The sequence below is a fragment of the Rothia dentocariosa ATCC 17931 genome, assembly GCF_000164695.2.
Taxonomy (GTDB): domain Bacteria; phylum Actinomycetota; class Actinomycetes; order Actinomycetales; family Micrococcaceae; genus Rothia; species Rothia dentocariosa.
In genome coordinates this window covers 1,696,468-1,717,437 of sequence record NC_014643.1, presented here as the reverse complement: position 1 = coordinate 1,717,437, position 20,970 = coordinate 1,696,468, and the positions used below count along the sequence as shown (strand labels likewise).

The window sequence follows — 20,970 nt, the reverse complement described above, 5'->3', positions numbered from 1 at the left end:
AACCAAATGTATATAGCGAGCCGTACAAGTCAGAGTAAACGCCAGCCCATCATGAGAACAACCCTCAGGAGTCTCAGGACGAGCTGGCGCTGCTTATCCGACAGAAAAACCAGCAAGTTCCTTAGTCAAGGTGCGGTTTATATCGGGGAGAGTTTCTACTCGGCATCCTCAGCATCAATCACCGGGGAGAGCGAAAGCTTGCCGCGATCGTCAATCTTAGTGATCTCAACCTGCACCTTCTGCCCCACCGAAACAACGTCTTCGGCATCCACCACACGCTTACCACCGTTGAGCTTGCGCATCTCAGAAATATGAAGCAGACCGTCCTTACCAGGGGTAAGCGAAATGAACGCACCGAAATCGGTCACCTTCACAACGGTACCCAGGTAGCGCTCGCCGACCTCGGGAACCTGCGGGTTCGCGATCGCGTTGATAGCGGTGCGTGCAGCCTCAGCCGAAGGACCGTCGGTTGCACCGATAAAGACAGTACCATCGTCTTCAATCGAAATATCGGCACCGGTATCTTCCTGAATCTGGTTAATCATCTTGCCCTTCGGGCCGATCACCTCGCCGATCTTAGCGACCGGAACCTTCACCGAGATGATGCGCGGCGCAAATTCGCTCATCTCATCAGGGGCATCGATGGCTGCGGTGAGCACATCCAGAATGTGCAGGCGAGCCTCACGTGCCTGGGTCAGTGCGCCCGCCAGCACAGATGCAGGAATACCGTCGAGCTTGGTGTCCAGCTGAATAGCAGTCACAAATTCGCTGGTACCGGCGACCTTGAAGTCCATATCGCCTAGGGCATCTTCGGCACCCAGAATATCGGTCAGTGCGGCGTAACGAGTTTCGCCATCAACCTCATCAGAGACAAGACCCATTGCGATACCTGCAACGGGCGCGCGCAGAGGCACACCGGCATTGAGCAGCGACAGGGTCGAAGCGCAGACCGAGCCCATCGACGTGGAGCCGTTCGAGCCCAGAGCCTCAGAGACCTGGCGGATCGCGTAGGGGAATTCCTCGCGTGAGGGCAGCACCGGGGTAAGTGCACGTTCCGCAAGTGCACCGTGACCGATTTCGCGGCGCTTGGGCGAACCAACACGGCCGGTCTCGCCGGTAGAGTACGGCGGGAAGTTGTAGTGGTGAATGTAACGCTTGGACGTGACCGGGTACAGCGAATCGAGCTGCTGTTCCAGCTTGAGCATATTCAAGGTAGTCACGCCCATAATCTGGGTTTCGCCGCGCTCAAAAATCGCCGAACCGTGCACGCGCGGCAGTACTTCAACCTCGGCGGTCAACTGACGAATATCGGTGAGTCCGCGACCATCAATGCGCACCTGTTCAGTGAGGATGCGCTGGCGCACGGTGTGCTTGGTAAGAGCCGCAAACGCCACTGAAACTTCATTAGCGCGCTCCTCAAACTCTTTACCTTCCCCGGTGAGGGCTTCCATCAGCTCGGCTTCAAGCTCAGCGGCAGCGGCTTCACGGTCCTGTTTACCCGCGATGGAGTAAACTTCCACGAGGCGCTCGCCCGCGAAGTCCTTCACGGCGGCGTCAACGTCTTCACCATGCCCGCCGAAGTAGGGAAGCTCCAGATCGGGTTTACCGGCACGCTCAACAAGATCAACCTGCGCCTTGCACAGAGCAGCAATAAAGGGCTTCGCAGCCTCCAAACCTTCAGCCACGATCTCTTCGGTGGGAGCAGCGTGTCCGTCTTCCTTGATGAGCTTCCAAGAATTATCGGTTGCCTCTGCCTCTACCATCATGATCGCAACGTCTTCACTGCCATCGGCCTTGGTCACGATGCGACCGGCCACAGCCATATCGAATACGGCGTTTTCCAGCTGAGAGTATTTGGGGAAGCACACCCACTGCCCGTCAATAAGGGCCATACGCACACCACCGATAGGCCCGCTAAAGGGCGCACCCGATAACGCGGTTGATGCGGATGCTGCGTTAATCGCAAAGGTATTGTAAATTTCGTCTGGCTCGATGGTCAGAACGGTGACGACAACCTGCACTTCGTTACGAATACCCTTGGTAAAAGCGGGGCGCAGCGGACGGTCGATTAGACGTGCCGCAAGAATCGCCTCGGTCGGGGGTCGCCCCTCGCGGCGGAAGAACGAACCGGGAATTTTACCGGCGGCGTACATGCGCTCTTCAACGTCTACGGTCAGCGGGAAGAAGTCAAAGCCCTCGCGGGGAGATTTACCAATTGCGGTTGCTGAAAGCAGCGTTGTTTCGTCATCAATCGTGACGAGCACGGATCCTGCCGCTTGTTTGGCGAGACGGCCAGTTTCAAAACGTACATGGCGTTTGCCATGAATACCATTGTCAATTTCTACTTCAGAGAATTGGATTTCGGGACCTTCCACGATTCCTTCTTTCTGTGTTCGTGTGCCCGTCGCCGTTTTCACCCAATCTATCGGCCTTCGATAGGAAACCACGGACGTCGTACCCTGAACCTCTGTTGTACACAGGAGTATTCCGTAATTCGCTACCGAGGACCGCACCGGGGCGTGCCTGGAACGAGCACTCTTTATAAACTGTTTATCTGAAAAATGGACGGGTTTCCGTACATGATAACGCGGGCGCATCCCCCGCCGTGCGACGGAGGATGCGCCCGCTTAGCGTTACCTGCAAGGTACGAAAACCTTAGCGACGCAGACCAAGACGCTCAATGAGCGAACGGTAGCGTTCAATATCAATATCCTTGAGGTAGCCTAGCATATTGCGACGACGACCCACGAGGATCATCAGACCACGACGGGAGTGGTGATCGTGCTTGTGGAACTTCAAATGCTCAGTCAGATCGGAGATTCGACGAGACAGAACTGCAATCTGCACCTCGGGAGAACCAGTGTCACCCTCGTGAGTTGCGTATTCCTTGATGATTTCCTGCTTGATAGCGGGATCCAATGCCACTGTATAACTCCTAGAGTTAGTGCCGCGTAGCTGCCCGTACGACCGTATGTCGCCGGGGTTTTGGGCGTATGCCCCTCACGTCTTCTGCCGCGGACCGCAGACACGCGTTTAACATATTCTACGCTACTTTTACGGATTTTGAAAGATTACCGCCGCAGCACATTCCGTATTTAGGCCTAGCATTTCCGCCCGCAATACCGCATTTATCCATCCTGAGCATCAGACGTGATCGCCAGTTTTGTGTTCTTTGCCAACCGTGGCGCTACCGCTAGGCGATAGTACGCGAGAAGGAAAACACACCATATAGCGCCAACAACAAGAGCCAAACGAGTGTCATCGAAGAATCCGAATAGCACGACGATGAACGCCATAAACGCAAGCGTTATATAGCTGACGACCAGAGGAAGCCGCACGGGCTGCACTTCGTCTTCGCAACCCCCACGTTTATAGGCGATGTGCGCCAGCAGAATCATAACCCACACGAAAACGGTCGCGAATGTTGCCAGCGAAGCGACTACTTCAAAAGCATTCTCGAACGCGATATTCACGATCACGCCCACCGCCATAACCACGATCATCAGAAGAGTCGTCATCCAGGGCGCACCGTTTTTTGCAACCTTGCCGAATGATTTCGGGGCCAGCCCCTGCTTTGCCAGCCCGTACATCATACGCCCGGCACCGTAAACATCGGCATTCATCGCAGACACGGCGGCGGTAATAATAACCACGTTGAGGATTGATCCTGCCGCCGGAATTCCCAGGTTCTCGAAGATCTGCACAAAAGGCGAGTTCTCTTTAGTGACAGAGTACCAAGGGTAGAGCGACATAATGACGGAGAGAGTCAGCACATAGAAGATCAGAATGCGGAACGGCACAGTACGAATAGCCTTAGGAATCGACGTGCGTGGGTTTTCCGCCTCCCCCGCCGCAATACCGATATTCTCAATACCGCCAAAGGCAAACATTACCACGGTAAAACATGCCAGGAAACCAGTAAACCCTTCGGGCATAAAACCACCATCAAGCGCCCACAGATTCGTAACGGACGGCTTCACCGAGGTGTGTGCCTGCACGCCGACGAAAAGCAGAATAATTCCGCCCACAATCATGGCGATAATAGCGCTTACCTTGACAATAGTGAACCAAAATTCTGTCTCGCCAAAGGCTTTCACCTTGGCAAGGTTAATGGCGAGCAAAATGAGCAGCACCGATACGATCCAGATCCACGAGGGCGACTGGGGGAACCAGAATTTCATATATACTGCAAATGCTGTCACATCCGCGATGGCAACGAGCGCCATTTCCAGAGCATAGCTCCAGCCGGTGACGAACCCAGCCCAAGGTCCCAGATACCGGGTTGCGTATTCCGAGAATGCGCCAGATACGGGGTGTGCCAGTGCGAGCTCCCCCATAGCGCGCATCACCATGAAAACGGCAGCTCCGCCAATCACATAGGCGAGTAGTACAGCGGGGCCCGCCAGTTGAATAGCGGAGGCGGAGCCGTAAAAGAGTCCGGTGCCGATTGCCGAGCCAAGCGCAATGAACATGATGTGACGCAGGGAGAGTCCGCGCGATAGCTGGGGCGCATCCTCGGTGGAGATAGCGCCATTTGCGGTGGTTGCCGCAGAGTTAGCGTTATTCTTCATTTTTCCTCACCTCGCGGGTTAGCGGTGTAACCTCTCGAAAATCTTGTGTTCTGGTTGGTTCTGCGGTGTGGCTTTTGTTGCCGTATGCCGTGCACCTCCCCTATCGAGGTTGTGGGATGCGCCCAGCGTACTCCCCGTGCATCCTTGCGATTTCTTAGTTGCAGTGAACCGTAACGCAAAAAGACGGCGGGTTTGGCAACGATAGCCAACCCGCCGTCTTGTTGAAGACTATTTCTGTTTACGCTTACGTCCTACGATGAGCGACAACAGAGCGGTTACGCCAGTCACGGTATAGACTGCCGGCCACGCGCCAATTTTCTTGGCGAGTGGATGGGAGTAACCGAAGGCAGAAAGGTAAACGCCGGTGAGGAACGTAGCACGCCCAACTCCAGCTTTACGCTTCCAGTTCTTGAAAGCAATAAAACCCGCAAGACCCAGCACGGCACCACCAAGAGGCCGGTTGCCGGTTGTAGATGCGACCTTGTAACCGCCAAGAAGACCAGCCGCAGAGGCTAAGGTCGGGCAGATTTTCATGGTGCTCTCCTGAGTCACGAGTACGTTATTGCTGTGTTAACCATACGCTATGACGGCTTAAATGTGAATTCTCTCGGAATTTTTCTTGTAATGAGTGTTTCTGTGCAACCGTCTGAGCACTTGGGGCCTGAAGCATCATGGTCTTCTTAAGCAGATCCGTCCACTTAGTCTTCAAGGTTCAACTCAAGAGCGGGTAATTCCTGCTGTGTCCAGAGCTCAGCGGCAATCTGCAGCGCATATCGCGCCGAGCGGGGAGCCACCACATCGACCGAAAGATGAAATTCCTGATCTGCTGCTGGGCCGCATAAATCAGAGATGCAGCGTACCGCCATAAAAGAAACATCATAGTTACTGCAGATCTGCGCGATCGCCGTGGTCTCCATATCGGTGCTGAGTGCCGCATCGAAGGCCTCTCGGGTGTCCTTCACGTTGTACTCAGTCACGAATGAGTTACCCGCAAGCATCCGCCCTTGGTGCACCGCCCAGGAACCTTCCTCCTGTGCCGATTTAAGAGCTGAAAGCGCCGCTTCAATCGCCTCTTCCCAGTCCGAGTCACGATCGCCATAGGATACGGGCATCCCAGGAATCTGCCCGCGTTCGTATCCAAAAATGGTTGCGTCGGCATCAGTGTACAGGTAATTTGACCCCAGTACTATATCTCCAACGTTGATGTGCTGCGCAAGACCACCGGCGGTTCCTGCACTGATAACCCCCAAACAGTTAGTCGCGTAGTTGATAGCTTCCGTGACGGCGGATGCGGCATTGACTAACCCAATTTTGGAGCGAACCAGCAGAAGGGGAACCTGATCTTCTTCAAGCATAAGATAACGTGGGTAGAATTTTGCTACGCCTTCAGTGAAGGAGGGCTGTGCTTGCTCGGTCGCTGCGAGGAACGGGGCTAGCTCTTCATCCATCGCAACCTGAATGACGATCGCGTTTGAGAAGCTCATCATGAGGTCGTTCAGGTTCTCCAAGTCGGCATACATTTCGTTAAAAATATCCGCCGGCGTAAAGTCTGTGGGGAACATCTGCGCAGCTTCTTCGGAGTGCCCCTGTTCGCCAGAGTGATGCTGTTCGCTCACGCCGCCATCACCTGCTCCCAGTCAGCACGTGCGGCGAGGAATTCACGTGCAGCATTCTGCGCCCCTTCAAGGGTGTGGTTAGCGCCCCAACCGCACTGTATTTCATTCGCGGCGGGCACCTCGGTAGCCGTGAGAATATCTCGTAGAGTCGCTTCCAGGATGGGCAAGAACTCCTGCAGCTCTAGCCCCAGGGTGAGGGCGTAAAACCCAGTTTGGCATCCCATTGGTGAAAAATCGATGAGCTTATCGGTGTGGTTGCGCATGTGCTCGGCGCTCATATGCTCGATCGAATGTACGACGGGCATTTCAAGATGGCCCTTGTTAGGCTGAGTGAAGCGGACATCGTATTTGATGAGGGTATCTCCACCGGGCAATTCCTTGCGGTCTGCAATCCGCACATAGGGGGCCACAACGGCACGATGATCAAGGTTGAAAGACTCGACGTTCATTTTTTTCATGCTTATATTCTCTCTTAAGCACCCGCTTCGTCGGAACCCTTCATAAGATACTCTCCCTAAGAGAGTTCCTGCATTCTCATTGCATAAATGCCGCTGAGCTCGGTCTCATGACGCAAGAATACGGCGGCATCGCGTTATTGCAATACCGCCGTATTCCATGTACAGCATGCACTGCTGCACTAGCCCTCTTTATATAAGTGCCAAACAGCTTGATGGTGCATAGCTTTGCTGGAGGATATTACTCTTGGGTCCAGTTACCGCCGAAAGCCCAGTATCCGCTGACCGGCACCGCATGCTTATTGGCAGAACTGCTGCACTCTGCAACACGGGGATCTTTGAGTGCGTAAGAGTACTCGCCCACCACACCAACCTGGTCGTTATCTCCAGCCCAACGTTTGGGACCACCATTATAGGTTGGATTGCAGTTGTTGTTGTAGTAGCGCTGATTAATGTACGAGGCGGACATTTCTTGAAGCGAGTAAACACGAATAGTTACCTTAATAACCGTTCCCGCACTCACCGGCCCGAAATCAAGATAGACCTGTCCGCGCCAGCGGCTGCCTTCAACTACGGAACGTGCCTGAGAACGAGAGAACGGATAGAACTTGCGGTCCTCATAGCAGCCGTAAGACCCAGTAGTTTTTGAAGGCATACCATCAATATTTTTGTGGTTGAAACTTCCCCACCCAAAGGTTGCCTGCTTGATAGGTTGAGCGCCTGTAACTTTATACCCAACACCGTTAAATTGAGTATCGAGCACAGCGTTATTCTTTGCATTTTGTTCGCCCACTGGAGTTGCCTGGTTAACCCAGGGGGTCGCCTTAAAACTCCGCAAATCTTCTGTAATGCGGTACGTAAAGGTGAAATCGTGGTAAGGGTTTCTCTCAATGGGTGTATTAACGGCGTAAGGATTACGACCGTTGTCATATGTATCGGCAAACTTATAAGATACACCAGCACCCCCTTGGTTCCCCCAGTCCGCGACGGTAATATTCGGATTACCGTTATCCGAGAATTCATTAGAAACGCTCGTCTCCACAACATTCTGAGTCGCAAGCCATGAACAATCCGGCACGCTGGACGCATATGCGGGTACAGCGGAGGAGGCTATCACAACAGGGGCGGCCCAGGCGGTACCTTTTGCCAAGGTGCGCCGAGACAGTGTTTTCGAAGTATTCACAATATTCCTTTGTGCTGAGTAGGTGATTGTTATCCCTGATTTACGCAATAAGTCAGGGATATATTCTCCAGGTAGATTACTCTCTAATATATCTTATGTCATCAAAGACCCAAGATATATTGCATGCGTCAATAAGCTATCGGGAATTTGTAATTTTTAGTGTATCTCATGCACACATCAGCAAGAGACGAAATTAGATATTTCTCTCGAAGTAAACAAAAATATTACAATTAAATTCTCAGGGTGCGGTTTATCTATACATTTATACAATTAATATAAAAAATATTTTAAACCTTCACGATAAACATGAAAGTTGCAGAATCAGTTATGTTTTATTTTGGTCTTCATAAGATTACAGACGACAGAAAACGCCAGAGTCTTATTACCTAAGCGTAAGACCCGGCGGCAAGCACATCGCGCGCCTGCGCAACATCCTGATTAATCTGTTCGATCAAAGCATCAATGCCATGGTACGCAACCATAGGGCGCAGGTGCTTCACAAATTCCACAACCACATGCTGCCCATAAAGGTCAAAGTCCTCAACGCGTTCTTGAGGACGGTTAATAACATGCGCCTCAACCTGACGGTTTTCAATGCCGTCGAAGGTTGGGTTTGTACCCACGGATATAGCCGCCGGATGCTTTTCACCAGATTCATCGGTCAACCATCCGGCATACACACCATCAACCGGGATAAAGCCGCGCGCCTCCAGCTCCAAATTTGCTGTAGGGAACCCCAGTTCACGCCCACGCGCCAAGCCGTGCACGACTTCCCCGTACATCAGGTGCGGACGACCAAGCAGCCGAGCCGCACCTTCCATGTCCCCCGCGTTCAAATATTCGCGGATGCGGGTTGAAGAGCATCGAGTTTTTTCATCGGCCATCAAATCATCAACCACGATGACCTCAAACCCGTATTTCTTCCCCAGTTCGCGCATTGTGTTTAAATCGCCCGAATTCTTGTGCCCAAAACGCACATCATCGCCGATCACGACATAACGTGCACGCAGGGTATCAACAAAGACGGACTTCACAAATTCTTCGGGGCTCTGCTTCGCAAACTCTAGGTCGTAATGCAGCAGTAGGTAGTTCTGCAGGCCAAGCTGGCACATGAAATAACGTCTTGACCCCTGACCCATAATTTCCTGATGCTTCAGTTCAGGATGATGCACCTGCATAGGGTGCGGATCAAACGAAACAGCAACCGAAACAAGCCCGTGCTCATTCGCTACCTCGACAACACGTGAAATAACGCGAGCGTGACCAATATGCACGCCATCAAAATTGCCGATAGTCACTACGGACGGACCGAAATCCGCTGGAATATCGCTCAACTCGGTATAGAGGGTCACGGGCTCTCCTGGTAAGAAATAATGTACCTATACATCCTAAACCAGTCTGAAGACGTATGTAGAATTACCACCCCGATAAACCTGAAGGATTTTCGAGACCCAACGCTAACGAGAGGATTTTCCCTGTTGCGAAGCCTGAAGCATATCCTGCCGAATCTTATTGGACTTATTAATCCAGGCGTACCAAATCAACAGGCATGGAGGAATGACCAGCTCAGTCACCATCAGCACGATCAGCGACCAATGCGGGGTACCGTGAGTAGCCCACGACATAATACGTCCCACGCCGCCTAAGAAAACCACCAGACAGGATATTGCCAGCATATTGACCCACTTGAACTTCACAGCGATAACAAGGAATGAGAGCCCCAAGCCGAAGTATATTGCGGCGAAAAACGCATAATTTGATTCCAGAGAAGCATTTGCCGCCAGACCATCATTCTCTGGCACAGCACGGGCGCCTGAGAAGATCTGCCACCCCGCATAGAGCATAACCAAAGCACCGTAAAGTGCGGTCACAGCGCGAAAAACCCCTTGGTTCTGAGGCTTGGCGACGTCCTCCACCGTACGCACGGCCGTCGTTTTCTGCGATCCTGCAGGGGCAGTATTTTTTGATCCGCGAGCAGATTTCTGAGCACTGGATTCAGATCCGATTTTCTGTGCAGGCTGTTGGGCCGACGCAGTGCGCGCTTTCTGCGGATACTCCGACTGCGCTGAAATCACCGGCTGCGGCTGAGTTACCGGTTCAGAGGTTGAATGCGATTTTTTCTCGGCCTTCTGCGAGTTCTTATCACGAGTCATAGTTCTCTCCTTTTAGTTTTCGCTATCCTCACCGAGAATTCTGCGACCTGTTCGTAGTGCGATGCGCTGCCCGGTACAGCCACCACAACCCCACCACCGGCAGTACCAAGGGGATATACCCATATCCTTGCCCGAAATGCGACCACACGGATGCTAAGGGGAAAAACTGCGGAGCGGCATACGAGAAAACTCCTATGCCAAGGACGCCAAGAAGCTCCACTACGATGGTGATAACCGCAAGCTGCCTAGCACGTTCTCCACGCTTTGCTAAAGAAACAGCAGCAATAGCATAAATAATTGCGGAAAGAAGCGAAAGCAGAATCGCCAAGGGCGCCTCATCAAATTTACGAATCAGCTGATAACACGCGCGAGCGCCCGCCGACAGTGTAAAAATCCCGTACACCACAGCGATAACTTTACCCGGACCGGAGGCATGGCCAGCTGAGGAAACAGCATCGGATTTAGAATTGCCTTTTGTAGTGCGGGAACCCCAAGGGTTCAAAGTATTATTCACATCGTGTCCTTCCCAAGGTGTGTGCGCAGAAGGTGTCTCTAGATGCTTGCGTACTTGCTCTATAATTCAGGCTCTGTGCCCCAGCTATGTGGAGTAAAACCTGTGTCTAATAGTAATACCACAGCATATTCATTCGATGAACCATCACGATGAGCACGGGCCCTGGAACCGCCAGTAGCAGAGTCGCCCATCGCGTACGCTCGCTGAGAGAATAGAAGAACGCGCCGGCGGGAATAAGCATGGCAGTAACGAGATACCCGTAATACTCTAGCCAATCACCACGAGGTCCCGGTCCCACGGCCTGCATGATGATCGACCCTACCAGGTATACCACTAAAAATGCTTCAAGAATGAGCATCGGGCCTTGTGAATAGTCATCGGGTTCATAACCACGGAAATACTGTACCAAAGAGGCCAGGCACGATAACGTACCGAGTACCACAGTAATCCAAAACCACCAGTCCAAACCAGCGATCATAACCGCTCCCCCGCTTCCCGCGAGAAGTCAATTCCTGCTTCAAATACGAGCACGGGCGCCGCACATCGGGTTCCCCGAAACTTCACATTCTCTATAAGAGCCACCAGTGTTCCGTCCGGCGCAAATGCGGCAGTTATCCCCTCGGTACTGGCATGCTGAGACTCCGGGCTTTGTGTACCTAAAGCAAAAACATCTGAGCCCTCCTCACCGGCTGTAATGCACCGACCAAATGAAATATCGGTCGCCTCTTGCGTCGAAAGCTGCCGAACGTTGAACAGACGCCGTGCCGCCTCCTCAAGAGAAAGTACGGGTAAGTCTAGCGGCCCATCAGCGTTCTCGCGCTCCTTCATGAGTTCAGCTAAATCAAGCGCCTCACGCTGATACACATTCCCTACACGAATACGGTTCAAAGCACTCAAATGGCCCCCAACGCCCAGGGCTTTACCCACATCACGAGCAAAAGCACGAATATAGGTTCCAGAAGAGCAGGAAACCGTAATATCTACCTCAACAACTGGTACACACGCAGGAATATCAAGCCCCTCGGCAACAGTATATAGTCGAGTATCAAGTTCGCTATCGCGCACCTCATGAACAGCGGCCTCATGAATCGTGACCTTTCGGGCGGCAAGTTCAATATCCTCGCCGTCACGAACCCGAGCATAAGAACGCACACCCTTAACCTTAATCGCCGAAACGGCGGAGGGAACCTGCATAATATTACCCGTCAAAGATCGTACAGCGTTTTCAATCTTCTCCCGAGTCAGAGCCCTCACAGCCTCCGCGCGAGCAATCCCGGTGAGCTCTCCCTCAGCGTCCTCTGTCAGAGTTGCGGCCCCTAACACCAGGCGAGCCTCATAAGTTTTATCCTGACCAACTAAATACGTCAAAAGCTTTGTCGCTTTATTCAAGCCCAAAACCAACACACCGGTCGCCGCCGGATCAAGAGTACCTGCATGACCAACACGCCGCGTACCGGCAATCCAGCGGATCTTCGAGACTACATCATGGCTCGTCATGCCAGCAGGTTTATTCACCACCAGCAAACCTGACGGTCCACGCTCCCGAGCTTTTGCCACTGTATTAGTCTTCCTCTACTTCGGCCTGCTCAGGTTTCTTGTAAGGGTCAGCGTCACCCGCATATTGGGCGCCCGTGGATGCTGCGGCAAGTTCGGCGTCGCGTTCACGGGTTTTCTTCAAGAGGTCTTCGAGATGATACGCATTGACCGGCACTTCGTCTGGCACGAAGGTGAGGGTCGGCGTCAGACGCGCGGTAATATTTTTTCCCACCTCAGAGCGCAAAATGCCCTTAGCGGATTCCAACGCCTTTTTTGTGTTTTCTTGTTCTTCTTCAGAACCGTATACGGTGTAGTACAGGGTTGCGTGCTGCAGGTCATTCGTGACCCGGGCATCGGTAACCGTCACAAAACCGAGGCGGGGGTCTTTGACTCGGCGTTCAAGCGCCTGCGCCACAATCACCTTAATACGATCGGCGAGACGGGCTGCACGTGCTGCATCAGCCATAGTTTTCTCCTTGTGGTCAAGTACAGATAGTGGAAACGCCCGCCCCGCATCCCGCATCTTCCGGTACAAAACCGGAACGAAGCGAGATACGGGGAGCGGGCGCGTTTCTGCGGGTCTTAGACGCGCGGCTTCTCGCGCATCTCCCAGGTTTCGATGACGTCGCCTTCCTTGATGTCGTTGAAGGAACCGAGTCCAATACCGCACTCGAAGCCTTCACGTACTTCGGTAGCATCGTCCTTGAAACGACGCAGCGACTCGATGGTGAGGTCTTCTGACACCACAACACCGTCACGTACCAGGCGTGCCTTGGAATTACGCTTGATAATGCCGTTCTTGACCATCGAACCTGCGATGTTACCCCACTTGGAGGAACGGAACACTTCGCGGATCTCCGCCGAGCCGAGTTCGACCTCTTCGTATTCAGGTTTAAGCATGCCTTTGACAGCCTGCTCAATTTCCTCAATCGCGCGGTAGATGACCGAGTAGAACTTCATCTCGACGCCCTCGCGGTCTGCAAGCTCAGAGACACGCTCTGCAGGACGAACGTTGAAGCCAATGATCACCGCGTTGTCCACGGTTGCCAGGTTCACATCGTTCTGAGTAATAGCACCTACACCGCGGTGGATGACGCGCAGCTGAACTTCGTCGCCGCCCACATCAATCTTCATGAGCGACTCTTCCAGAGCTTCAACAGCGCCGGAGACGTCACCCTTAATAATCAGGTTGAGGGTATCCATCTTGCCCTCAGCCACAGCAGCATCGAAGGATTCAAGAGTTACACGCTTACGACGCTTCGCGAGCTGTGCATTACGGTCTGCGGCCTCACGCTTCTCAGCAATCTGGCGTGCGGTGCGCTCTTCTTCGGTCGAGAGGAAGGTATCTCCCGCACGGGGAACGGTCGAAAGACCCAGAACCTGAACGGGACGGGACGGACCGGCTTCTTTCACTGCGTGACCATTCTCGTCGAACATGGCGCGCACGCGACCGTGCGCCACACCGGCGACAATCGCATCGCCCACATGCAGAGTACCGGACTGCACCAAGACGGTGGAGACCGCACCGCGGCCCTTATCCAGATTCGCTTCAATGGCAACGCCACGAGCTTCCTTATTCGGATTAGCGCGCAGTTCCAGAACGTCGGCAGTCAAGGTTACGGCTTCAAGCAGTTCGGTAATGTTCGTGCCATTCCGAGCCGAAACGTTCACGAACATGGTGTCTCCACCGTAATCTTCAGGTACCAGACCATACTCGGTCAGCTGGCCCTTGACCTTATCGGGCGATGCGCCTTCCTTATCGATCTTGTTGATAGCTACGACGATCGGCACATCAGCTGCCTGAGCGTGGTTCAACGCCTCAACAGTCTGCGGCATCACGCCGTCATCCGCAGCGACCACAAGGATGGCTACGTCGGTAACCTTCGCGCCGCGGGCACGCATAGCGGTAAACGCCTCGTGACCGGGGGTATCGATAAAGGTAATCGCACGGTCTTCACCTTCGACGGTGGTGTGTACCTGATACGCACCGATATGCTGGGTAATACCGCCGGCTTCACCCTCAATGACGTTGGTATTCCGAATAGCATCCAGCAGTCGAGTTTTACCGTGGTCAACGTGACCCATCACGGTCACGACCGGAGGACGAGCTTCAAGAACATCATCGCCTTCCGCCTCTGCCTCGGCTTCAAGGTCGATGTCAAATGACTCCAAGAGCTCGCGTTCTTCGTCCTCGGGAGACACGATCTTTACGACGTACCCTAGCTCGACACCCAATAGCTCGAAGGTTTCTTCATCGAGCGACTGGGTTTGAGTAGCCATTTCACCCAAGTGGAAGAGCACGGTAATCAGCGAGGCCGGGTTAGCACCAATCTTCTCGGCAAAATCCATAATGGACGCGCCGCGACGCAGGCGTACCTCGGTCGAACCATCGCCGCGAGGTACTACCACACCACCGGGTGCGGGTGCATTCATCTGCTCGATTTCATTGCGGCGAGCTGCCTTCGACTTACGGTTCTTACGCTTGGATCCGCCGCGGCCGAAAGCGCCCTGTGCATTTCCACGGCCACCGGGCCCCGGACGCGAAGGACCGCGGTTATAGCCGCCTCCGCCACGACGGTTACCGCCTCCGCCACCACCACCGGGTGCTCCGGGACCGGAACCGACGTTCGAGACCTTGGACGGCATAATGGACGGGCTAGGACGGTTGCCGCCGCCGGAACGAGGCGCGTGCGAGCGCGACCCCGATGCGGAACGGGGACCGTTGCCCCCACCGCCGGGACGAGGGGCATTATTGCCTGAACGCTGACCGCGGGGTGGACGAGGACCGCCAGAACGTTGTTCGCCGCGTTCGGGTCGTTTCATTCCCTGCTGTGAGGAGAAGGGGTTGTTGCCCGGACGAGGACCAGGCTTCGGGCCCGGTTTTGGAGCCGATGCACCAGGTTTCGGTGCGGGCTTTGGAGCAGCAGGCTTCGGAGCCTCTGGACGAGCCATTCCCTGCTGTGAGGAGAAGGGGTTGTTGCCCGGACGAGGACCCGAAGAAGATTTAGCGGCGCCCTTGGCACCGGGCTTAGGAGCCGCAGATTTAGCTGCAGGTTTTGCACCCGGTTTAGGGGCAGGTTTCGGTGCCGCAGGTTTAGCGGCAGATTTCGCGTCCGCCGACTTCTTTGGAGCGGCGGGCTTAGCACTAGCAGTTTTAGCTGTGGAAGCTGCAGATTTCCCTGACGCTTTAGTTGGTTTTTCAGGTGCCTGAGCGGGGGCGGGGAACGCTTCACGCAGTTTCTTAACCACGAGCGGGTTAAGGGTCGAGGATGCGCCCTTTACGAATTCGCCTTGTTCGGCTAGTTTTGCAATAACTTCTTTTGACGTTACACCAAGTTCTTTAGCAATCTCGTGTACGCGAGGCTTAGCCAAATTTTCTCCTGTCCTGGCTCGCACCAGGACGGTGCGAACACTAATGATGTGTGTATGCGCGCACTAGGCTCTCGGTTACGCCTAACACACGCGTGGGCATAAACTTGCCGGGGTGTGAGCACAGATGGGTACTCATGTCGCGGCACTCATTAGATATCCATCAGTTTTCTGACTCGCTTTCGTAATCTGCAAGAAGTCGTCAAACTCGTTGACTTATGGGGATGTGAGTTTCACTCATAGCCCGTAGTTTCGGGCTTGCGCTGAGCGAAGTATTCGGTCAAAACCATAAGGTCTGCGCGAGCAATTGAAACTTTAAAGGCGCGGGCGAAAGCATTTTTACGAAAAGCCTGTTGCTGGCAGGATTCACGCATATGTAGCCACGCACCGCGACCGGGCAAGGTGCGGTGCACATCCGGAAGGATGCGCATCCGTTCTCCGTCGCCGCCGAAACGGACGATACGGAGCATATTCCGCGGACTATCGCGGAGGCGACAGCCAATACAGGTACGGAGAGGTTCACTCATTGCTCTCCCCTCTTCCCCATCAAAACTGTCACAGTCGTTTAGGCACACCACTGAGGTGCACGCACCAAACGCACATCTTAAGTGTAGCCCCTCATCTGGGTCACGTCCGTATTCGGTTTCACGAATGCGGAAGACCCTTCAGGGGCTACAGGGTACTCCTACTAGAATACCGGTTACTACTCGTTTTCGTCTAAATCAAGGCTGCGGGCTACTCGCTCAGCCACCTCTTCTTCGGCACGAATCTGAGCATATTTTGACTCTGCCAAAATGTCGATACGCCAGCCGGTTAGTTTCGCGGCAAGGCGCGCGTTCTGGCCTTCCCGCCCGATTGCCAGCGAAAGCTGCTCATCGGGGACAATCGCACGAGCAGAATATTCGCGGGGGTCCGCAATAATAACTTCGGTCACCTTAGCGGGCGAGAGCGCAGCCGTAATAAACTCTGCAGGGTCCGTCGAGTAATCAACAATGTCGATCTTCTCGTCATTAAGTTCAGCGGCAACAGCACGCACGCGAGCGCCCATATCACCGATGCAGGCACCCTTAGCGTTGATACTGGGGTTCGTTGCGCTTACCGCTATCTTCGAGCGATGTCCTGCCTCGCGAGCAATGGAGTTAATCTTGACCGATCCGTCGGCGATCTCTGGAACCTCATGCTCAAATAGGCGAAGCACCAAGTTCGGATGCGACCGCGAGAGCACAATCGAGGGCCCTTTCTGCCCGCGGCGCGCCTCTAAGAGATATGCACGAATACGGGTTCCGTGGGGATATTGTTCTCCGGGAACCTGCTCGTTCGCGGGAAGTACAGCCTCAATAGTTCCCAAATCGACTTGAACCATACGGGGGTTATTCCCCTGCTGAATAACGCCGGATGCTAAGGTTCCTTCTCGGTCTTTAAATTCACCAAGCACGGATGCATCTTCGGCATCGCGCAGACGCTGCGATAAAACCTGACGCACCGTCGCCGCAGCAATGCGCCCAAAGTTATTGGGCGTATCATCGAACTCATCGATTTTCTGGTTGTCATCGTCAAGTTCCGGCGCAAGAATAGCGAAGTCGCCGGTGGTTCGATCGATGACGGCTCGGGAGCCTTTAATGGCGCCGGGCTGCTTCATATAGGCAAGCACCAGAGCATTTTCAACCAGCGAGAACAGTTCCTCCAAAACGAGACCTCGTTGCTTTGCAAGTGCATGCAGAACGCCTAAGTCGATCGTCATATTGTTGTCCACGCTCTTCAGCCTTTCCCTGTAGCACGGCGCCGGGACGCTTTTTCTGCGCCCCGGCTCCCGAACGGTTTGCTTTATGTTTGTTGAGTGTGAAAAAACAAACAGAAAGCCTATTTTGTACCTATTCTACAGTCTCTTGAGTAGAATTGAAATCAATTTCAACATTAGCGTGCCCAATATTTTCCCAGGGCACAATCACAGCGTCATGGTATGTCTGCTTCTGCCCTTTCTTAGTCTGTTTCTTACGCCGAAGTACAGGGCCTTCGTCCGTAATCTCGTCAAGACGAGCCACGTATTCCGTGCCATCTGTCTGTGTCACCGCCACAAGTCGAGTGCGAGCACGTTTCCAATGGCGGCGCTCAGTAAGTTCTCGGGTAGCTCCAGGAGAGGAAACCTCCAACATGTAGGGGAAGAACTCATCATGCTCATCAGCTTTATCCAGAGCCTGTGAGATAGCCCCCGAGATTTCCGCAAGGCTGTCCAGAGAAAGAGAATCTGTCCGATCTTCCATATAGTCCACGGTAATTTCTACCGTTCGGTTAGCTGCCGGACCGCTGATCTTAATCCTTTCAAGCACGAGCGAAAACTCGCTGAGCACAGGTTTGATAGCTTCGCCTACCTCGTCCTCATGTAGAGAGCGTGTCCCAATTTTTGCCGGTACCGATTTTTCTGCCCCTGCGGATTCGAAGGGACGAGTTACACCCCTGGCGGTTCGTGATGCGGCACGCCGAGAGCGAGCATTGGGGGCGCCGTCTTTCTTACCGGACCGTTTAGGTTTATACGCCATATCTTCCTTCTCTTCTCGATAATCTTGTCGAGGATGATGAACGCGTCTATGCCTGGGAATAGGACCTAAGACCGGATCTCGGCGAGGATTTCGCGCACCGCATCCGATACAGCAATATCGCGTGCCTCTCCGTTTCGCCGGTCTTTGAGCTCCAAAGTACCGTCTTTGAACCCGCGACCAATCACTAAGATGGTGGGTACGCCCAGAAGCTCGGCATCGCCGAATTTAACGCCCGGGCTGGTTTTCAGACGGTCGTCCAAAAGCACCTGCACCCCGGCACCTTCAAGTTCGGCGCTCAAGGTTTCTGCGTACTCGTGGGATTGAGCGTCTTTATTCGTGATGACGATGTGCACATCGGCGGGTGCCAAGTTACGCGGCCAGATCAGACCCTTCTCGTCATGATTGCCCTCAGCGATTGCGGCAAGCGCACGGGTAACGCCAATACCGTAAGATCCCATCGTCACGGTCTGGAGTTTACCGTTCTGATCGAGTACTTTCAGCCCCAGTGCCTCGGCGTATTTACGACCAAGCTGGAAGATATGTCCCATCTCAATGCCGCGTGCGGCAATAAGCGGTCCGGAACCATCCGGTGCTGGGTCGCCTTCGCGTACTTCACACGCTTCCAAAGTACCGTCTGCGCTAAAGTCCCGCCCGTAAACGAGATTTGCCACGTGTTTGCCGTGCTCGTTAGCACCAGTAACCCACGAGGTACCGCGAACCACGCGCGGATCAACGAAAAACGGAATACCGGTAGCAGTTTGACGCTCTTCGGTATTCTCACCCAACATGGGCTGATCGAGAGTAAGACCCGGGCCAATATAGCCCTTGACGAGCTGCGGGAATTTCTTTAGATCCTCCTCAGAAGCTGCCTCAACCTCGACTTCGCCGCCGATACCCATGAGCGCACCAATGTTAACCTCGACGCGTCCCAGATCAACTTCGCGGTCACCGGGTACGCCCACGGCAAAGAGTTTACGCTCCCCGGCGGGGGTAATGACTGCGCCCACAAAACATTTAAGCGTCTGCTCTGCGGTGAGTTCACCACCGGTCACCTGAGGGTGCAAGTCATTCATCTGGGTTACAAGAGTTTCAATCGTGGGAGATTCGGGGGTATCGAGCACGATAGCTGCGGGCGTATCCGTGAAATCAATGTCTGCAGGCACAACAGTAGTGACTGCCTCCACATTTGCGGCGTAGCCACCAGCTGAACGCACAAAGGTGTCTTCACCTACAGGGGTCGGATGCAGGAACTCTTCACTGCGTGAACCGCCCATAGCACCCGATTGCGCGGTCACGATGACTGTGTCTAATCCCAAGCGGTTAAAAATACGCTGGTAAGCGGCTCGGTGAGCCTCGTAAGCTTCATTCAAGCCTTCGTCGTCCACAGTAAAAGAGTAGGAATCCTTCATGACGAATTCGCGCCCACGCAACAAACCGGCGCGGGGTCGCGCCTCGTCACGGTACTTATTCTGGATCTGGTAAATATACAGCGGCAGATCCTTGTAGGAGGAATAAAGGTCTTTCACCAACAGAGTGAACATTTCCTCATGGGTGGGCGCCAGAAGCATATCGGCACCCTTGCGGTCCTGCAGGCGGAAGAGATTATCACCGTATTCTTCCCACCGGTTAGTCGCCTCATAGGGTTCTCGCGGCAACAATGCCGGGAAGAGAACTTCTTGGGCTCCAATTGCGTTCATTTCTTCACGCACGATATTTTCTACCTTGCGCAGAACTTTCAAACCCAAGGGCAGCCAGGTATACACGCCAGGAGCGGCACGACGAATATAACCTGCGCGCACTAAAAGCTTATGGCTTGCTACCTCAGCGTCTACAGGATCTTCACGCAGGGTCCGCACGAAGAGGTTGGACAAGCGAAGTACCATGTGTGTTCTCCTTGGATTTGATGCTAGACCTTCACCGCATCCCACATTCCTTAACCCGAAAGCGGCGGCGAACGGCGATGAATAATATAACAAGTCTATAGGTTTCCGCGCTCACAGGCGAAGCATAGTTGGTATAAAAAACCAACGTGTATATTTTCAGACGCTAACGAGTAAGGATAATGGTCGAATATTGCCCAATATCTTCCCATCCGGTGCGCTGATAGAGAGAAAGTGCCCGATCGTTGTAGTTATTAACGTAGAGGCTCAGATGCGGGTACCTCTCTCGGAAAAGCTCACAGGCCGCAGCAAGAAACGGAGCCGCAAGCCCCAGACCGCGATAGTCGGGGTGCACCCAAACGCCCTGTATCTGCGCAGCGTCCAGATGCGATATACCCAGATCAGCTTTGAAGACCACCGCGCCGAGATCGTTAGTGACAATCACGTTTTTGCCTTCGGATACCATCGACCGTACACGGTTTCTGTAGTTGCTGCCGTACCGTGCGATGGGTTCAATACCGACTTCCTCATGGAACATAGCGGCTGCGGCGGGCAGAACATCATCGTAATCTGACAGAACAGTACAGCGCACATATCCTCCAGGACTCTCTGGAACCGACTGTAACGAGGGTAGATAGCCGGGCAGTTCAGGCAGAGAGGCCGAATAGAGTGAGAATAGATTTGTTTCTGGGGGCAGGTACAGTAGCGGCTGTATCGTTCGAACAGAGAAAGGACTCGCGAGGCGTTTCCTCAAGTGCTCCCAGATTGGAAGCACACATTCACTGGGCCCAAAAAGAGACTCAATGCTGCCCCGAGAACGGTAAATGAGGTGAGCAAAAACCTCGGCATGTGAGCGCATTCGATCGTCGTCAGGTAACCAGATGGGAACGGTATTGCTACCTAGCAACAGCGCGCTCAGCAAGATGCCATCTTCGTAAATCCCCACGAATCCGCGATACTGTGCTGGCAGCTTATTCCCCGTCAGGCGTGCTCCGGATGCTGATGCTGGCGGCAGCCCGTAAATATCGTAATGCTCAATAGCGTAGAGGTTCCCCAGCGTATCCGCATAGAGAAGCTCTTCGAGGGCATCTGCATCGCGCCGATCGAGAGCTACCACTTGGGGGGCGGATGAGGAGAAAAACTTTTTGAGCACGCT

Annotated in this window: 19 protein-coding genes; all 19 read right to left on the bottom strand. The window is 53.8% G+C overall.

What is annotated here, in order from left to right:
* Positions 1-155: 155 nt before the first annotated feature.
* Positions 156-2,375 carry a polyribonucleotide nucleotidyltransferase gene (locus HMPREF0733_RS07400; protein WP_041321718.1) on the bottom strand — a complete coding sequence of 740 codons (2,220 nt, stop codon included), beginning with the start codon at positions 2,373-2,375 and terminating at the stop codon, positions 156-158.
* A 280-nt stretch (positions 2,376-2,655) separates the two neighbouring features.
* The gene (rpsO, locus tag HMPREF0733_RS07395) at positions 2,656-2,925 is read right to left on the bottom strand and encodes a 30S ribosomal protein S15 (protein ID WP_004006251.1); all 270 of its coding nucleotides are present in this window, start codon (positions 2,923-2,925) and stop codon (positions 2,656-2,658) included.
* A gap of 203 nt (positions 2,926-3,128) precedes the next feature.
* Positions 3,129-4,571: an amino acid permease gene (locus tag HMPREF0733_RS07390; RefSeq protein WP_013398742.1), complete on the bottom strand. Its 1,443-nt coding sequence runs from the start codon at positions 4,569-4,571 to the stop codon at positions 3,129-3,131.
* Between the two features lie 228 nt (positions 4,572-4,799).
* Positions 4,800-5,105: a hypothetical protein gene (locus tag HMPREF0733_RS07385; protein WP_013398741.1), complete on the bottom strand. Its 306-nt coding sequence runs from the start codon at positions 5,103-5,105 to the stop codon at positions 4,800-4,802.
* Positions 5,106-5,269: 164 nt separating this feature from the next.
* Positions 5,270-6,187 carry a 5'-methylthioadenosine/S-adenosylhomocysteine nucleosidase gene (mtnN, locus tag HMPREF0733_RS07380; protein WP_013398740.1) on the bottom strand — a complete coding sequence of 306 codons (918 nt, stop codon included), beginning with the start codon at positions 6,185-6,187 and terminating at the stop codon, positions 5,270-5,272.
* Positions 6,184-6,645, bottom strand: a complete 462-nt coding sequence (locus tag HMPREF0733_RS07375; RefSeq protein ID WP_004006247.1) for an S-ribosylhomocysteine lyase — start codon at positions 6,643-6,645, stop codon at positions 6,184-6,186. The genes mtnN and HMPREF0733_RS07375 overlap by 4 nt, the downstream gene beginning before the upstream one ends.
* Before the next feature lie 238 nt (positions 6,646-6,883).
* Complete coding sequence (locus tag HMPREF0733_RS07370; protein ID WP_244864680.1) at positions 6,884-7,825, bottom strand: hypothetical protein; 942 nt, start codon at positions 7,823-7,825, stop codon at positions 6,884-6,886.
* Positions 7,826-8,211: 386 nt separating this feature from the next.
* Positions 8,212-9,177, bottom strand: a complete 966-nt coding sequence (locus HMPREF0733_RS07365) for a bifunctional riboflavin kinase/FAD synthetase (protein ID WP_004006245.1) — start codon at positions 9,175-9,177, stop codon at positions 8,212-8,214.
* Between the two features lie 105 nt (positions 9,178-9,282).
* Positions 9,283-9,978, bottom strand: coding sequence for a DUF4345 domain-containing protein (locus tag HMPREF0733_RS07360; protein WP_013398738.1), 696 nt, complete (start codon positions 9,976-9,978; stop codon positions 9,283-9,285).
* Positions 9,979-10,006: 28 nt separating this feature from the next.
* Positions 10,007-10,492 (bottom strand): hypothetical protein, encoded by a 486-nt coding sequence (locus HMPREF0733_RS07355; RefSeq protein WP_013398737.1) that lies wholly within the window; start codon positions 10,490-10,492, stop codon positions 10,007-10,009.
* Positions 10,493-10,598: 106 nt separating this feature from the next.
* Positions 10,599-10,970 (bottom strand): hypothetical protein, encoded by a 372-nt coding sequence (locus HMPREF0733_RS07350; protein ID WP_013398736.1) that lies wholly within the window; start codon positions 10,968-10,970, stop codon positions 10,599-10,601.
* Positions 10,967-12,049, bottom strand: a complete 1,083-nt coding sequence (gene truB, locus HMPREF0733_RS07345; RefSeq protein WP_013398735.1) for a tRNA pseudouridine(55) synthase TruB — start codon at positions 12,047-12,049, stop codon at positions 10,967-10,969. Before truB ends, HMPREF0733_RS07350 begins: the two co-directional genes overlap by 4 nt.
* 4 nt (positions 12,050-12,053) lie before the next feature.
* Positions 12,054-12,494 carry a 30S ribosome-binding factor RbfA gene (gene rbfA / locus HMPREF0733_RS07340; RefSeq protein ID WP_172461384.1) on the bottom strand — a complete coding sequence of 147 codons (441 nt, stop codon included), beginning with the start codon at positions 12,492-12,494 and terminating at the stop codon, positions 12,054-12,056.
* A gap of 116 nt (positions 12,495-12,610) precedes the next feature.
* A complete protein-coding gene (gene infB, locus HMPREF0733_RS07335) occupies positions 12,611-15,400 on the bottom strand; it encodes a translation initiation factor IF-2 (RefSeq protein ID WP_013398733.1) in 2,790 nt (929 codons plus the stop codon).
* A gap of 230 nt (positions 15,401-15,630) precedes the next feature.
* Positions 15,631-15,924 carry a YlxR family protein gene (locus HMPREF0733_RS07330; RefSeq protein WP_080556871.1) on the bottom strand — a complete coding sequence of 98 codons (294 nt, stop codon included), beginning with the start codon at positions 15,922-15,924 and terminating at the stop codon, positions 15,631-15,633.
* A gap of 176 nt (positions 15,925-16,100) precedes the next feature.
* Entirely contained in the window at positions 16,101-17,138 is a 1,038-nt protein-coding gene (gene nusA, locus HMPREF0733_RS07325) for a transcription termination factor NusA (RefSeq protein WP_004006237.1), read from the bottom strand.
* A gap of 130 nt (positions 17,139-17,268) precedes the next feature.
* A complete protein-coding gene (locus HMPREF0733_RS07320; RefSeq protein WP_013398731.1) occupies positions 17,269-17,934 on the bottom strand; it encodes a ribosome maturation factor RimP in 666 nt (221 codons plus the stop codon).
* 65 nt (positions 17,935-17,999) lie between these two features.
* Positions 18,000-19,817, bottom strand: a complete 1,818-nt coding sequence (locus HMPREF0733_RS07315) for a proline--tRNA ligase (protein WP_013398730.1) — start codon at positions 19,815-19,817, stop codon at positions 18,000-18,002.
* A 163-nt stretch (positions 19,818-19,980) separates the two neighbouring features.
* Positions 19,981-20,967 carry a GNAT family N-acetyltransferase gene (locus HMPREF0733_RS07310; RefSeq protein ID WP_013398729.1) on the bottom strand — a complete coding sequence of 329 codons (987 nt, stop codon included), beginning with the start codon at positions 20,965-20,967 and terminating at the stop codon, positions 19,981-19,983.
* Positions 20,968-20,970 lie beyond the last annotated feature (3 nt).

Coding starts and splice junctions, on each gene's coding strand:
- rbfA (WP_172461384.1), bottom strand. CDS start 12,494: ATGGCTGATGCAGCACGTGCAGCCCGTCTCGCCGATCGTATTAAGGTG.
- HMPREF0733_RS07360 (WP_013398738.1), bottom strand. CDS start 9,978: ATGACTCGTGATAAGAACTCGCAGAAGGCCGAGAAAAAATCGCATTCA.
- HMPREF0733_RS07315 (WP_013398730.1), bottom strand. CDS start 19,817: ATGGTACTTCGCTTGTCCAACCTCTTCGTGCGGACCCTGCGTGAAGAT.
- HMPREF0733_RS07390 (WP_013398742.1), bottom strand. CDS start 4,571: ATGAAGAATAACGCTAACTCTGCGGCAACCACCGCAAATGGCGCTATC.
- HMPREF0733_RS07375 (WP_004006247.1), bottom strand. CDS start 6,645: ATGAAAAAAATGAACGTCGAGTCTTTCAACCTTGATCATCGTGCCGTT.
- HMPREF0733_RS07350 (WP_013398736.1), bottom strand. CDS start 10,970: ATGATCGCTGGTTTGGACTGGTGGTTTTGGATTACTGTGGTACTCGGT.
- HMPREF0733_RS07320 (WP_013398731.1), bottom strand. CDS start 17,934: ATGGCGTATAAACCTAAACGGTCCGGTAAGAAAGACGGCGCCCCCAAT.
- nusA (WP_004006237.1), bottom strand. CDS start 17,138: ATGACGATCGACTTAGGCGTTCTGCATGCACTTGCAAAGCAACGAGGT.
- HMPREF0733_RS07385 (WP_013398741.1), bottom strand. CDS start 5,105: ATGAAAATCTGCCCGACCTTAGCCTCTGCGGCTGGTCTTCTTGGCGGT.
- HMPREF0733_RS07330 (WP_080556871.1), bottom strand. CDS start 15,924: ATGAGTGAACCTCTCCGTACCTGTATTGGCTGTCGCCTCCGCGATAGT.